Origin of the sequence: Fibrobacter sp. UWOV1 (assembly GCF_900142495.1) — a bacterium.
Classification (GTDB): domain Bacteria; phylum Fibrobacterota; class Fibrobacteria; order Fibrobacterales; family Fibrobacteraceae; genus Fibrobacter.
The window spans coordinates 182,582-198,052 of the sequence record NZ_FRBA01000006.1; the positions used below are offsets into that span (position 1 = coordinate 182,582).

Here is a 15,471-nt window from a genome sequence, read left to right on the forward strand (position 1 = left end):
CTAGGCTTCCAGCAAATAGCGGACATCCTTGACCCTGCGGGCAAGGTCTTCGTCATTATCCATCTGCTTTGCAAGTGAACGGATTGCGGCGATAACAGAAGAGTAATCCCTATTGAAGAATTCGCCGATATTCACAAGAGAGGTATTCGTCATTTCGCGACTAAGGTACATCGCGACCTTACGCGGCAAGGCGACACCGGCATCCTGACGCTTGCTTGTAAGCGCCATCAAGTCCGTACCGAATTCCAAGGCTACCGTCTCGGCGATACCCTTGACCGTCAGTTCTTCGACTCCGGTCGTTCCCGGAGGAGCCACCAGGCGCTTTACCACGTTCAGGTCAAGATTCTCTTCGCAAAATTGATTCAGGGCTCGAATACCGTTCAGCATCCCCTCGATCACGCGGACATTTTCACGCGGCGGGAGCGAAAGGAACCGACAAATTTCTTCGCGGTCACGGTCAAGAAACGGGATATTCATCGATTTCTTTTGAATCAGCTTGATTCTTGTCGTCAGGTCCGGAACGTCGATTCCAACAGCGACACAAGATTCCAGCGGAGCAAGCAACTTTGCCGAAATGCTCGGAATCGCGTTTGGCAACTTGCGTTCAGGCGGAACTTCGCCTTCTTCCAGGCGGTTAAAATTGGAAGGATGGCGGTCGCATGACAATACGACCTGTTTTCCGAGCGTACGCAAATGCTTGATCAAGATTGCGAGCTTTTCTTGACAGAACTTCTTGCATTCCAGAAGTTGGATATCGTCCAGAATCAAGACATCGCAGTTTTCGTATTTATCCTGGAAAGCTGTAGCGAGTTCACGGACATTACCCGTCTTGAGTTTCAGCGCCTTGTACATGGCAGTAGCATCGTGCACGAAATCGAAAGCCTGGCAATAGATGACACGCGTATCGGGCTTCGTTTTCACGATTTGGGCGGCAATCGACTGGAGCAAATGAGTCTTGCCCAAACCAGACTTGCCATACACAAAAAGCGGATTCAAGGCCGGATCGCCCGGATTTTCGGCAACGGACTTGCAAGCTTCGCAGGCAGTACTGTTACAATCGCCCTCGATAAAGTTTTCAAACGTATAGCCAGAGTACAGAGAAAGCTTATTGCGCGGACGCCTTCTGGGCGCTGCTACACGGGAGGCGCGCACAGGGGGAAGCTTCGGGGCGGCCGGAGTCGACATCACCTGCACATTCTTTTCGGCAGGGGCAATAGAAATCTTGAAATCGACAAAGGAATCGCCAAGAACCTCGGAAAAAGCAGTGCGCAAAACACCTGCATAATGCGCGTTCACCCAGTCTCTGCGAAATTCATCGGGAACTGTTATCTGGGCGTAGCCGTCAAAAAAACCCTGGTATCCGACCATATCAAGGATTTCAAGACCCAAATAATCATTACATTCAACATGCGCACGGTCCAACACCAACTGCCAGACCGAAGATTCAGAATTCAAAAGAGCAACAGAGTTTGTCACGTTCTACCAATCATCTAAAAAAGCATGGAAAAATTAAATAAAGCATACAAGAAAATAATCGAGACCGCTCATTTTTTTCTAAAAACGCCGTTTTTAGCGTAAAAAAGCCAAAAAAATATTTATTCCCAAAACTTACCGCATTGTTGCAAACAAATCACTCTTTTAATCACTCCGCAGTCAAGATAGACTCCCTATGATTAGAACACTTTATCAACAGAAAAATTTTGTAGCATGTCTTGACAAGAAAAAACATACTTTTAGTGCTCAAATTATCATCATTCCAAAAAGCATACAAATAAATAACAGCCCTTTTTAGTCAAAAAAAGGCATTTTTTCATAGAAGATATTGATTGTCAATGATTTAGCGGTCTATTTATTTTCGTCCAGTTTCGACTGGAGATTTTCGATCCGCTGTTCCAGCATTTTCTGGATTTCAGGCAGCAACCTATCCTTGATTCGGTCCAGATAAAGGCACTGCAGCTGGATCATGCGATTGCGGTGGCGACCGGCGTGTTCCTGAATCCAGCGACTTACCGCCAACTGGCGGTCCTGCATGCGTTCCTGCAGTACCTGCTTAATGTATGTCGTCTGTACGGACATATAGCGCTGCATGTTGAACGGGAGCTTGTATGTGCGGATAAACTGCTTGAGCAATTCCAAAAGCGAGAGATTCTGCCCTTTGCGATCCTGAATAAACTGCTTCAGTTCTTCGCAGTGGCACTCAAAGAAAGGCATAATGGCCTTATCATCAATCTGATAAAGTTCCAGTTCGTCTTGTTTCTTTGTCGCTTCGTCGACTGCCATACGCTATAAATTTATAAAAAAATCAAATTTTATGTGATTTCACGCACAAAAAAGGCAAAATTCGCATTAGAAGAAAGATTTTCAACGTTTTCTTGTAAGAAAACGACACCTTCGGTACCCGGATGCAAGCGATCCACGTCCCCACCCTTGAAATCCTTCATCGAATCGATCTTGCAGCGGGCCATGCCCGAGGGAGTCATCAACGCAAGAGAATCGTCTATCGAGAAGGGGTTCTTGACATTCACGCGGCAGGAATTCGTGTTCGCATCATAGGCTATGACCTGAGCGGCCACGCAGCCACCGGGAGCATCTTCGTGAGTGGACTCGTAATTCTGCGGCAAGGGGCCGCGCAGGAATCCCGGCATAAAGCCGCGACCGTCCACAAACGAAATCGCGCGATAGGCGTCATTCGACACCTTGACCGATTCCGTTGCAACGCCCTGTTCCATTTGTGCGGCGCAAGAATCAATTGCCATACGGTAGGCACGCACCACCTGGCTCAAGTAATACACCGACTTGGTGCGGCCTTCGATCTTGAACGAATCGAGCCCTGCCGCCATCAGTTCCGGAATCACGTCAATTGCGCAGATATCGCGGCTACTCATGAAGTACGTGCCCCAAGCATCTTCGTCCAAGGCGATCGGATCCAGTTCCGGACGATCCGTGCGCTGCAGGCTGAAAGAACCCTCGTGCTCGCGATAGTCTTCACACTGCGGTTCAGGATTGGCATACAGGCGGTATGGCATACGGCAACTGTTATCGCAGGCACCTTGGTTTGCATCGCGACGGGTGACCCAGTTACTAAGCATACAGCGACCGGACATCGACATACAAACCGCACCATGCACAAACACTTCCAGTTCCAGATCCGGCAAACGGTTCTTGATTTCCAATATTTCAGACAAGCGAAGTTCGCGGCTCAAAATCACGCGACGCACGCCCAAATCGTGCCAGAACTTGGCCGCCAGGTAATTCGTCGTATTTGCCTGCACAGACAAATGAACTTCGACCTCCGGTCGCACTTCGCGAAGCCAGCCCACAAAGCCTGGGTCCGCCACAATCAGCGCGTCGGGTTTCAAATCAATGGCCGCTAGCAATGCGTTCTGGAAGGCTTCCACCTTCACATTGCGCGGAATCACGTTACTCGTGAGATAAAACTTTTTGCCCAATCGGTGGGCGTATTCAATGCCTGCGGCTAAGTCATCTAAATTCTTGAATCCGTTTTCACGGGCTCGGAGCGAAAAAGCAGGCTGGCCCGCATACACGGCATCGGCGCCGTATGCAAAGGCGTACTTCATGCGAACAAGATCGCCAGCAGGAGCAAGAAGTTCAGGTAGCATTGTAGTAGACAGTAGGAAGTAGGAAGTAGGAAGTAGGAAGTTGGAAGTAGGAAGTTGAATGTTGAAAGTTGAAAGGGGTGTGGGTTCGCAATTACCACTTGAATCCCGTTCTCAAATAAACCTTTTCGTCGTTGAACAACGTAATCTCGCCGAGGAAGAACACATACTGGCCTTCGTAGCTGATCGAAGGCGTGAGCGAATATTCCATATCAGCGCCCTTCAAGAAACGCTTGTGAATTTTCATGTGGTTGCGACGCGGAGTCGTATCATTCACCGCACTACCGTAATCCGTTCCTTTCCAGAACCAGGTATTGCGAAGCGAGGCAAAAACGTGACGGTCCAGGCGGCCATAAGCCGTAAAGTCAATCGTCTGGCTGTTCGGGCCAGCCTGGTTACCCAGCGGGCGGCCCAAATGAGCCATCTGCGCCGTATTTGCATGGAAATGGGAATACACATAAGGTTCAATGCGGGCATATTCTGCAATAAAGCCCGATTCCAACAAATGAGACTTGATCTTGAAATCGTGTGCACCATGCATACCGGCCATCCACGCCCACTTCGCTTCGATATTGTCGTTTTTCACAAGACTCACCGGACTTTCCATATCGTCCAGGTAGAATTCGCTATACATGCGGAGCGAACGGAACAAGCGGTAGTTAAAGTCGAAGGAAAGAGAGCCATTATTGCTGTCTTCGGAATAGTTCCCCTTTTCCATAAACAGCGGGACCACCGGCACAAAAAGCCAAGGCTTCAAGTTGTCGTACTGGATTTGCAGTTCGCTGATACCGAAGGTCGCGTTGCCCACAGCCAGTTCATAGCGATGACCGAATATATTGCGCATTTCTTCCTTGTTGTTCATTCCCATGCCGGGATAAATACGCAAGTCTCCGTAGAACGAAAGAACACGCAACGGGCCAAATTGCATATCGAGCGAAAGCATATTGTACGGAAGCGCAAACTGGTTCAGGCTCAAGTTATTGTAATAGCCCGGACCCCAGTGCATCACGTCGCGACCGAAATCCAGACGCAGCCAATCGTAATTCAATGCAATATGCGCACGGTAGCGGGCATAGCTCGTGTATTCAAGCCCCGAATTATTTTCTTCTTTCTGGAATTCCAGGAATTCACCGTCAAAAGATTTCGGATAACTTGCGGAATGCCCTTCGTCGTAAATGCGAGCATCGAGTACAAAATCAATCGAATCCGCATAACCGCGCAAATAGATACCGCCATCGACTCCCGGCCAGATCGTATCGCCAAGCGATTCGCCACCGCGGTAATCAATACCCCCTACAAGCGACATGGCAAGTCCCATGCGCGGATTCTTTTTTTCAAAAGCCGAACCGTGTCCCGAAACTGCGGCGCCGTTTTCATTATCGTAGTAAAGCAATGCATTTCTTTCGGAGTCGACAAAGTTCTTGCGAAAAGCTGTATCGCGATGCGGATAGGCGAAGAACTGGCGCCCCTCCCCTGTCGTTACACGATGCAAATCAAACAGCATCGGAGAATTTTCAAGGAGTCGCAAATTGCGGACATTTTCAGGACCGACTACAGGCGATGCTGCAAATGCCGGTACAGAAAGCATGACTGCCACCAAAAGGGCAAACGGCTTAGACAGTGATATTTTCATAACGTCTCGATTTTTCAAGAATCAAAATGGCGTATTCTATTTCAAAAGATAGCTTTTTATTTGTTGTAAACAACGCAACGGGTGCATTTTGGAGCGATTTGTTCCGAACGGGAAAATTCGTTCCAAATTATGTTTTCTGTTTTTTTTATTAAGTCACTTTTTTGTTTAAAACGGTTTGTTCCACTATGTATTTTTCATAAAAACAAAAACAACCCCCATAAAAGAGGAAATCATGCTTACAAGGAATTGTTTGGGAATTACTTCCCTTGTAGCAGGAGGCCTTATTGCCGGATGTTCGAGCGACAGCAGCTCTACCAGCCCCAAAGACAACCTCGCCGATGCTACAGGAATCATCACTAACGCATGCGTCTATGACGGCTACGCAGCCATGCAGGGCGCAAGCGGAGAAACACTTTGCCTCGATACCGAAGGGACACTTGCCTTCTGGATCAATGCAGACGGAAGCTACGGGTTTCCCGAAGCCACGCCGGGCTCCACTGAAAATAACACCGCAGATTCTATCGAAACCAGCACAGATGTAGGCACAACGACGCCTAGCGACTCTACGGTATCCGCCGACAAACCCGCAGAGGATTCAACGGATTCCGAACCTGCAAGCGAAACGCAGTCTTGCACCACCGACAAGGCGCTCTATACCGTAAACGGCATTTCTTACTACAAGAATGAAGACGGGAGCCTCTATTATTTTGATACCGACTGCAACAAGACATCCCTTTCGATGATCGCACCGGCAAGCAGTTCTTCTGAAAATTCTGACGATCCCGAAACCGCCGCAAGCAGCGCATCACGACCGGGACTTTCTTCTTCCGAAACCGCAACACCTGTATCTAGCAGTTCAAATGCAACGCCAAGCAGTTCTGCAGTCACAGTTCCGAACAGCAGCGCCTCCGTCGCTACACCGTCAAACGGTTCTGTGCCTGCAATCACCTACGCTGCCAGCGGCGCCACGGTTGAAAACAACAACAACTGCGTCACGGTTACCGGTGGCGAAGTCGTCATCACCTGCGCCGGCGACTATGACTTTAGCGGCTCCTATAACGGTGCCGACGCACAAATCCGCGTGTATTCTCCCAAGAGCGATTCGGGCGTTTACCTGAACCTACGCGGGCTCACGCTCACCAATACTGCAGACGCCCCCATTTACGCTCAGATGTCCAGCAAGACCTTCGTGGTCGCCAAAAGCGGAACCACCAACACGCTTAGCGACGGAAGTTCCCGCACAAAGTCCTACACTTACGTAAATTCCAACAACGAAACAAAAGTGGACACCACCGGCGCTTGCATTTACGCCAAGGACGACTTGACCATCAAGGGCGAAGGCACCTTAATCGTGAAGGGCAACTACAACAACGGCATTCACACTAGCAACGACTTGCGCTTCCGCGGCGCCACAACAATCAACGTGACCGCCGTAAATAACGGCTTGAAGGGCAAGGGCACCGTAGATATCGAAAACGGAAACATTACCATCGCAGCGACCAACGGCGACGGCATCAAGAGCGACGAAGGCGAAGATGCAGGCTCTATAGTAGACAATAAAGGTATTGTCAATATCAAGGGCGGCAACATCACCATTACCAAGGCGGGCGATGACGGCATCCAGGCTTACAACTATATCATCGTCCAGGACTCTGTTTCTGAGCCGAACATCAAGGTAACATCGACCGGCAAAGGCATTGTCTCTGACAACAGAGTTTACATCAATGCCGGAAAGATCGATATTTCCTCTGGTGACGACGGCGTTCATTCCAACCAGAACATCTACTTTAACGGAGGCTACACAACTATAGCGGCCCCCAAGAACGACGGCGTACACGCCGACTCAACCCTCATGATTAACGATGGCACCATCTACGTGACCAATTCCTACGAAGGTCTGGAAGCCTGGTACATCAAGGCAAACGGCGGCATCACCGATGTCTACGGAACCGATGACGCCTGGAATGCGGCCGGCGGCAATGACGGTTCCGGCAACACCAATCAAGGCGGCCAGTCAAACTGGGGATTCGGCCCCGGAGGCGGCATGGGCGGCGGCATGGGTAGCAGCAGCGGATTCTTGACCATTACGGGCGGCGTTCACCACGCAAAGACCGGCTCCGGTGACACCGACGGCATTGACAGCAACGGCGAACTCACGATTTCTGGTGGCGTTGTCATCGTTGAATGCCAGATCAGCGGCGGCATGGGCGGCTCCTTCGACGCCGACGGCACTGCAAGCCTCACCAGCAAAACGGTTCTCGGTTTCAGCAGCGGTTCCTCGGAAAAGGGCACGAACTATAACGTGAGCTTTACAACCGGCAACTACTACGGAACCTCTAACATCGCATTCAAGCCCTCCATATCGGGTAGATACATGGTCGCTACTACGGGTCAGCCCGCACAAGTAAGCAATACCTCCAGCTACCAGAAAAGCGTCACCTTCCCTTCAGGAAGCACAGTCTACTACAACGAATAGAATTCCTCCTAATCCACCAAAAAGTCCTCCGCGTTTGCGGAGGACTTCTCATATTCTTGCGGCAAAGCCGCCTTGCTTTTAACTACATCCAGCTACGTTCGGACGTACCCGAAATACCGCGAATCTTAAGATCGAAGTCATCGGGGTTCGTGGCAGCGTTCATTGCTGTTTCCAACGAAATCTTTTCTTCTTCGTAGAGTTTCAGGAGCGCCTGGTCGAAGGTCTGGCTGCGGTACTGCATGTGACCTTCGGCAATGGCCTGTTCGATCAAGTCGTTCTTGTCCTTGTCTTCGATGTATTCCTTGATAGCAGCCGTATTCACCAAAATTTCGGCAGCAGGCACGCGCCCGTTACCATCCTTGGTCGGCAACAAGCGGAGCGAAATAATGCCGGCAAGCACTTCAGAAAGCAGCAAGCGGATTTCGTCATGCTGGTGCGGCGGATACATCGAAAGCACACGGTGAATGGTTTCGGTCGCGTTCGTGGTATGGATCGTCGCAAACACCATGTGACCCGTATCGGCAGCGGTCAAGGCAATCTGCATGGTTTCAAGGTCACGAATTTCGCCCACCAGAAGCACATCCGGGTCCTGACGAAGCGCTGCACGAAGGGCGTTTGCATACGAAAGGGTATCCACGCCAATTTCACGCTGTGAAATAATGGCCTTGTCATCGCGGTAAAGGTATTCAATCGGGTCTTCGACCGTAATGATATTCACCGCTTCGTTCTGGTTGATATAATCAAGCATGGCGGCAAGCGTCGTCGACTTACCCGAACCCGTCGTACCTGTAACCAGCACAAGGCCGCGCTTGGTCAAGGACATGTCGCGAATAACGTCAGGAAGATGCAAGTCTTCGAAGGCCGGGATTTTTGCCTTAATGTGACGAATCACGACGGCGATAGTACCACGCTGACGGAATACGTTCACACGGAAACGGCCCATGTCGCGGGCGCCCACGGCAAAGTCGCATTCCTTGTTCGCTTCAAAGCGCTGTTTCTGGTCGCGGTTCATGATATCATCCAAGAAGGAATCCATCATCAACGAATCGACCTTGACATCAAAGGGGCGCTGCAAAGCACCATTAATACGGTAAACAGGCGGAACGCCCACGCGCAAGTGCAAGTCAGATGCATTGCGGTTTACCATTTCACGGAGTAATTTTTCAATGCGAAGTTGCGGCTGCTGTTGCTGTTCGGCCATTAGGCGTTACCTCCGAACTTTTCGTTATAGAGTTTTTCCACTTCGGAAAGTCTAGCCGCAATATCTTCGTTTTCAGGTTCCTTCTGAGCGAGGTCCTTGTAGATTTCGAGAGCCTTTCCGTACAGACCCTGGTCGAAATAAATTTCGGCAAGCGTACGCGTATTCAGGCTTTCGTCCAAATCATGGGAACCGCGATCGAGCGGAGCATCCGGATCATTAATCAGACCCGCAGAAATTTCATCGTCGGAATCGCCAGACATCAAGAAATCGACACCCTTGTTTGAAGGCGTTGTTTCTTCGGGCAGAGAATCGTCATCCATGTCGAACAAGCCCTTGAATGCTCCGGAGACTTCCGTTTCCAGGGAATCCAGATCCTGCGCCGATTCGGCCGCCGGAGCTTCTTGCGCCGGGACTTCCGGCTGAGCTACAGATTCTACCGGAGCAGTCGAACCTTCAACCGGCAAATCGGATTCGTTCTCTTTTCCGAACAAATTATCAAAGGACTTGTCGATATCTTCTTCAAGAGCTTCCTGAGCTGATTCCGGAGCCTTTTCGATAGATTCTTCGACCGGAGCTTCGGTCAATTCCTGCTCAATCGCTTCCTGGCTATCAGCCGCAGCCGGAGCAGAGACTTCAGGCAAATCCAAGTCGTCGTCAGCGTTGCCGAACATCGAAGCGAAGGCTCCGCCCATTTCCTTAGCAAGGTCCGAAGTATCTTCAGACTTCACTTCGGGCATTTCAAGTTCAGCTTCAGCCTGGTTCACTTGTTCTTCAAGCGACACCGTTTCTTCCGGTTCAGCCCCCTGCGTTTCGGCAGTTTCAACCGGTTTTTCTTCGGGCAGGTCATCGTCTGCTCCAAAGATCGATTCAAAAGCGCTGTCTACGCTAAAGGCGCTATCCGAAGCCTGCTGTACAACAGGTTCTTCAGCAGGAACTTCCTCAGCAGGTGTTTCATCGACAGGAACTTCAGCGACAGGAGATTCTTCGACTGCCGGAGCATCTTCAGCAGGAATGTCGGCGACAAGTTCTTCGGATTCTGTCGTACTATCATCTGCGAAGAGATTATCAATCGGAGACTCCAGAATCGGAGCTTCTTCAACTGGAGTTTCTTCAGTTGAAGGCTTGTCGTCAGCAAAGAGATTGTCGATCGGAGACTCAAGTGCCGGAGCATCAAGAGACGGTTCGTCATCAAGCTTGAAGGAATCTTCTTCAGCCGGCAATTCAAGATCAGCAACGTTTTTTTCTTCAGCCGGAGTTTCATCGACAGGAAGTTCCAGAGATTCTGCGGCAGGTTCTTTGGAGTTTTCTACCGGTTTTTCTTCGGGTAGTTCATCTTCGCCGAAAATAGAATCGAAGGCATTATCGATTGTCGTCGGTTCATCGGCAGCAGGCGCCTCGACAGCAGGAATTTCTTCAACAGGAGTTTCTTCGACGCGAGATTCTTCGGCAGGAGCCTCGTCAGAGACCAGGTTCATGTCGGCAGAGGCAGACTTTTCAAACAGACCGCTACCGCTAGACTCCTCGGGCAATTCGTCTTCACCAAAGATATCGCCAAAGGCATCGTCAATGCTCTGCGGCTTGTCTTCTGCAGACTTTTCGAACAGAGACGATTCGTCAAGAGAATCCTTATCTTCGATACCTTCATCAAGCGGGGATTCAGTAAGGGACTCTATGGACTGCGTCGAGAAATCATCCGTATCGGTTGTATCCGAAGGTTCAGCGTTTGCGGACTCTTCGTTAACCGGTTTTTCTTCGGGCAGTTCGTCTTCGCCAAAGATATCGCCAAAGGCATCGTCAATACTTTGCGGTTTGTCTTCGATAGAGGCCGATTCAAAGATAGAAGCGGCGTTCGACTGCGCATTCTCGTCAATGCTTGCAGGAATGTCCGAAACAGGAGTTCCGGCATTTGCAAACGGACTAGCGCTGGTCGATTCCTCGGGTTCAAGATCGTCATCCAGACCGAACATGTCGGACAGAGCCGAGGACACATCGGAACTGGAAATATTTTCTTCGGCGCCGAATTCTTCGGCAAGAGTTCCTGACTCGTCGGTCTTGATCGAATCCATTGCAGATTCAAGCGATGCGGACAAGTCTTCCATCGTGGAGTCTTCGGCGGCATCGCCATTGGGCAGCATGGCGGCAAGAGATGCAAACGGATCGTCAGCCATGCTCTCGTCAGAAGCGGATTCTTCGGCTACCGGAGAATCAATCGAATCGGCGGTGGCAGGCATTTCAAATGTATCCGTACCGGCATCCGCAGTCGCCGGTTCAGACGAGGATTCGTCGTCAAACGACATGTCAAGCGGAGATGCGGCACTACCCTGTTCCTGGGTGGTATCGGACATGATGAACTCAGAGTCGCCCGCTGCGGCAACAGCAGCTGCAGCAGCCGTACTTTCGAGCACGACGTCGTATTCTTCTTTCCAGAAGGTGTTCAGCGGGTCCATGTCGTGCAAACGACGGTAACAGACGTTTCGCTCGGCAAGCATCCCCAGTTTGTCGTAGGCATCGCCCATCAACTGCTGTGCAGCCAGGTTGAACGGATCCATCGTAATGATGCGTTCACATTCCTCAACGCAAGGCTGGTACGCTTCGAGTTGAGTAAGAATCTTTGCGCGGACAAGTCTTGCCGAAATATCGTTCGGGTACAGCGTAAGACCGCCATCGACTCTCTGGAGAGCCTTGTCCAGCTCCCCTGCCACGCGTTCAAGATCTGCAAGCCATGCAAACACCATGGAGTTGGTGTTTTTCTTGCCTACAGACTTTCTAAGTGATTCCAACGTTACCGCCATAAACACCTCTTAGAGCAAAATTGCTTCGTCCGCCAAAAGAACGGGGATTCCTTCGCGAACCGGATACACCCTGGAATTGTCTTCGGTAGAAAGAGCCTCGGTCAAAGGTTCCGTCACTTTCTCGCCAGCAACGTTCTTGAGCGTGCCTGCGGAAATAGATTGATTTAGGGCGGCCAAGCATTCGTCAGACGCCAATTTGAGCTTACCCCTGGTTTCGGGGCAGCAAAGAATATCCAAAAGATTTGTATCGAACATAAAACCTTAATAATCAAATACTTACACAAAAAATAACTCAATTTTTGTGCAATGTGTAAAGATATTGTAAGGAATAGCGATTTTAGTGCAGATATTTGAGGTTTACAAGGGCAAAATCGCCCATTTGGGAGTTTCCGATGAGTAAAAACACCTTTAAACCGAGGCTATCGAGCCACTTGATATCGAATGGTTCTCGGTAACCCGACAAATTGGACACCACCAGAAGTTCACGACACCCCGTTCGGTTGCAAATCGATTCCATCGAAGAAAGATCACCCAGCAGATGCTGGCGGTTTTCTTCGGAGACCTTGGACGGGTCGGAACTCACACAACCGAGAATTTCAATTCCCGGAATCACATTGTAACGGTCAAACCAGGACTGCAGGGAATCTTCGGAACCGCCAAGCAAAATGGAACGGTGACGTTTCTTCGCAAAGATGCGGTAGAAATAGTTTATCCAAAATGCAAAGCGTCTCCAGACCAGAAGAGCAAAGGGAATCGCAAGGCTAGAGGCCACCACAACGGCGATCCAGCGCGTATCATAAGGCAAGAGGCTCATTTCATCGACATCGATCGGTGTCTGGGTAAAATAACGGAATGCCACATAACCGCCGACTGCAAGTACATTCAACGGCAACAGGAATCGAAGGATTCCTTCACCCTTCAGACTCGACACCGTGTATTCCCCTCGGAATACGAGGAACACCATGTTCACGATAACGACCAGGCCAACTAGCCACCAATCTTCGAACTGGGAAATATCCAAAATGGAGTGCTTGACAACAACCGCATAATTAAAGCAATTCGAAGCCACTTCGCCACCCCTTTCGGCACAGGAACGATCAACCGAAATACCTTTACCCAAGAAGGCAACCGCCCAAATCGCAAGGACGCCGAGATCCAGGAACATCTTCCAGAACTTCGGGATCAAGCGCGAGAACATGCCGACAAATGCCGCAAAGAGAATACCGAAAGACACCAGGAAATTCGGCACGAAATACAGGTCCTTGTGTTTTTTCACAAAGATAAGCATCGCCTTGTAGAAATCCACATAGGATCCCCAACGGCGAGTACGGCAACTCTGTCCCTTAAAATGAAGGATATTCGTCGAAGGCGTATAATAGTTCTTGAATCCCGCTGCCTTGGCCCTAAAGCACAAGTCAAGGTCTTCGCCGTACATAAAGAAATCTTCGTCAAAACCGCCCAACGATTCGTACAACTCGCGACGGATGCAGAAGAACGACCCACTGATAGCGTCTACTTCGATCATCTTGTCGGGATCGGCAAACGTCATGTTGTAGCTAGCAAGAGTCTTGTTCTTTGGGAAAAGAGCCGCAAGCCCGATCGTCTTGGACACGGCAGAAACAATTGTCGGGAAAGAACGACGGCAAGCCCACTGGATAGAACCATCTTCGTTCAAGATTCGGCAACCCACCGTTCCCGACTCCGGATGCTCTTCCATAAAATCGAGCACCTGGGTAAACGAATCACGGGACACGACCGTATCCGGATTAATAAAGAACAGATACGGCTTGGTCGCCTGTTTCTCAGCCAGATTGCATCCCTTGCCAAAGCCAAGGTTTTCCTTGGAATCAATCCATACGACTTCCGGGAAATACGCCTTGATTTCAGGCAGTATCGGCGAGTCGGAGCCATTATCCAACACGATAATCTGGGCATCCACATTTTCGCACGCGTCACGAACAGACTTTAGACATGCCGGGATAAAGTCGCAAGAATTGTACGCAATGATAATGATGGAGCAAGAGTACATAATAATTCAGAATTCGGAGTTCAGATTTCAGAGTTCGGAATAAAAAAATTCCAAATTCATCACGCAAGTCCTAGGCGGAGTTTAAGAACCAGGAAGAACGCTTCGGAAATAATGCCGCCGCTCATCTTGGAAGTACCGCGGGTACGGTCCGTAAAGATAATCGGGATTTCCTTGACACGGAGCCCCTTCTTCCAAATCTTGAAAGTTGTCTCGATCTGAAAACAATAACCATCACTCTTCATCTTGTCGAGATTCAACGCCTGCAAAGCTTCGCGACGGAAGCACTTGAAGCCGCCCGTGGCATCGCTAATCGGAAGTCCTGTCACGATGCGGGTGTAAACATTTGCACCGTAGCTGAGAATCAAGCGACGCAAGTCCCAGTTGACCACGCTAATGCGGTGATTCTGGTAGCGGCTGCCGAGTACGAGGTCGGCATCTTCGGCCGTTTCCAAAAAACGATTCAAGTCCGTCGGCGCATGGCTAAAGTCAGCATCCATTTCAAACACGCGTTCGTAGTCTCGCTCGAGAGCCCACTTAAAACCGGTCACATAGGCCGAGCCAAGACCCATTTTGCCCTTGCGACGAATCAAGTGTACACGCGGATTCTTCTTGGTTTCTTCTTCGACCATGTCGCCCGTTCCATCGGGACTGCCGTCGTCGACCACCAAGATTTCAAGACATTCATTCTGTTCAAGAATAGCCGACATAATGAGCATAATATTTTCTTTCTCATTATAAGTCGGAACAATCACAAGACTTTTAGGGTACGCCATAAACCAACTTCTCCTAACTTAAATCTACAATTTCGTGAATTGATTCGGCCACCGGATAGCTCTGTTTTTTGCTTCCGTTCATCATTTCGCCCAAAAGTCCAAGAGAAATGAACTGCACGCCCATCACGAGCGAGAATCCGCCTGCCAAAAGGAGCGGACGCACGTGGAGTGCACCAGTCTGGAACCATTCGTAGCCGAAATAGCCCGAAATACCGAAACCGACGAGCATAAAGATGAGGCCCAGAAGTCCAAAGAAATGGAGCGGCTTCGAAGCAAAGCTGCGCATGAACATCAGGGACACCAGATCCAGGAACCCCGACACCAAGCGAGACACGCCGTACTTAGACACGCCATGAATGCGGGCGCGGTGTGCGACCGGCATTTCGGTAATGCGGAAGCCCTGCCACTTGGCCATCACGGGAATAAAGCGGTGATAGTCGCCGTACAGGTGAATAAACCGCACCACGGAACTGCGGTAAGCCTTGATACCGCAATTGAAGTCATGCAGACGCTGGCCACACACGATCGAAACCGTCAAGTTGAATAGCTTGGACGGCCAAGTCTTATGCCAGGGATCCAGGCGACGGATCTTCCAACCAGAAACCAAGTCGTAGCCGTCTTCCAGAATCTTAATCATCTTCGGGATTTCAAGCGGATCGTCTTGCAAGTCGCCATCCAAAGTCGCCACGTACTTGCCGCGGGCCTTGGAAAATCCGAAAGCAAGCCCAGCTGCCTTTCCGCAATTGAACTGGAAACGGAATGCACGAATAAAGGAATACTCCTTGGATAAAGACTCCACCACTTCCCAGGTATTGTCACGGCTTCCGTCATCGATCAAAATGACTTCATAGGTAAAGCCAGTCGGCTCGATGGCAGCAACAATTTCCTTAAAAAGCTCCGGAAGGTTCTCGCTTTCTTCCTTGACTGGAATAACAAGACTCAAATCCATT

11 protein-coding genes are annotated in these 15,471 nt (G+C 50.0%); 1 reads left to right on the forward strand and 10 read right to left on the reverse strand.

Annotation, left to right across the window (positions count from 1 at the left end):
• From BUC02_RS10030 to BUC02_RS10045, 4 genes are all read right to left on the reverse strand, one after another.
• Complete coding sequence (locus BUC02_RS10030) at positions 1-1,476, reverse strand: DnaA ATPase domain-containing protein (protein ID WP_073322159.1); 1,476 nt, start codon at positions 1,474-1,476, stop codon at positions 1-3.
• Positions 1,477-1,845: 369 nt separating this feature from the next.
• A complete protein-coding gene (locus BUC02_RS10035) occupies positions 1,846-2,280 on the reverse strand; it encodes a hypothetical protein (RefSeq protein ID WP_073322162.1) in 435 nt (144 codons plus the stop codon).
• Between the two features lie 29 nt (positions 2,281-2,309).
• Positions 2,310-3,620: a U32 family peptidase C-terminal domain-containing protein gene (locus BUC02_RS10040; protein ID WP_073322164.1), complete on the reverse strand. Its 1,311-nt coding sequence runs from the start codon at positions 3,618-3,620 to the stop codon at positions 2,310-2,312.
• Between the two features lie 91 nt (positions 3,621-3,711).
• A complete protein-coding gene (locus BUC02_RS10045) occupies positions 3,712-5,250 on the reverse strand; it encodes a hypothetical protein (RefSeq protein ID WP_073322167.1) in 1,539 nt (512 codons plus the stop codon).
• Between the two features lie 232 nt (positions 5,251-5,482).
• Here BUC02_RS10045 and BUC02_RS10050 point away from each other — a divergent pair, with 232 nt between their 5' ends.
• Positions 5,483-7,726 carry a carbohydrate-binding domain-containing protein gene (locus BUC02_RS10050; protein ID WP_083564551.1) on the forward strand — a complete coding sequence of 748 codons (2,244 nt, stop codon included), beginning with the start codon at positions 5,483-5,485 and terminating at the stop codon, positions 7,724-7,726.
• Between the two features lie 82 nt (positions 7,727-7,808).
• On the opposite strand, the gene BUC02_RS10055 is transcribed toward BUC02_RS10050, so the two are convergent.
• The 6 genes from BUC02_RS10055 to BUC02_RS10080 form a co-directional block, all read right to left on the reverse strand.
• Positions 7,809-8,927: a type IV pilus twitching motility protein PilT gene (locus BUC02_RS10055; protein WP_073055084.1), complete on the reverse strand. Its 1,119-nt coding sequence runs from the start codon at positions 8,925-8,927 to the stop codon at positions 7,809-7,811.
• The gene (locus BUC02_RS10060; RefSeq protein WP_139261102.1) at positions 8,927-11,719 is read right to left on the reverse strand and encodes a hypothetical protein; all 2,793 of its coding nucleotides are present in this window, start codon (positions 11,717-11,719) and stop codon (positions 8,927-8,929) included. Before BUC02_RS10060 ends, BUC02_RS10055 begins: the two co-directional genes overlap by 1 nt.
• A 9-nt stretch (positions 11,720-11,728) precedes the next feature.
• Positions 11,729-11,974 (reverse strand): Trm112 family protein, encoded by a 246-nt coding sequence (locus tag BUC02_RS10065; RefSeq protein ID WP_073322176.1) that lies wholly within the window; start codon positions 11,972-11,974, stop codon positions 11,729-11,731.
• An 82-nt stretch (positions 11,975-12,056) separates the two neighbouring features.
• Positions 12,057-13,748, reverse strand: coding sequence for a glycosyltransferase family 2 protein (locus BUC02_RS10070; RefSeq protein ID WP_073322179.1), 1,692 nt, complete (start codon positions 13,746-13,748; stop codon positions 12,057-12,059).
• Positions 13,749-13,807: 59 nt separating this feature from the next.
• Positions 13,808-14,521, reverse strand: a complete 714-nt coding sequence (locus BUC02_RS10075; RefSeq protein ID WP_072799187.1) for a polyprenol monophosphomannose synthase — start codon at positions 14,519-14,521, stop codon at positions 13,808-13,810.
• A gap of 13 nt (positions 14,522-14,534) precedes the next feature.
• Positions 14,535-15,470 (reverse strand): glycosyltransferase family 2 protein, encoded by a 936-nt coding sequence (locus BUC02_RS10080; RefSeq protein ID WP_073322182.1) that lies wholly within the window; start codon positions 15,468-15,470, stop codon positions 14,535-14,537.
• Position 15,471 lies beyond the last annotated feature (1 nt).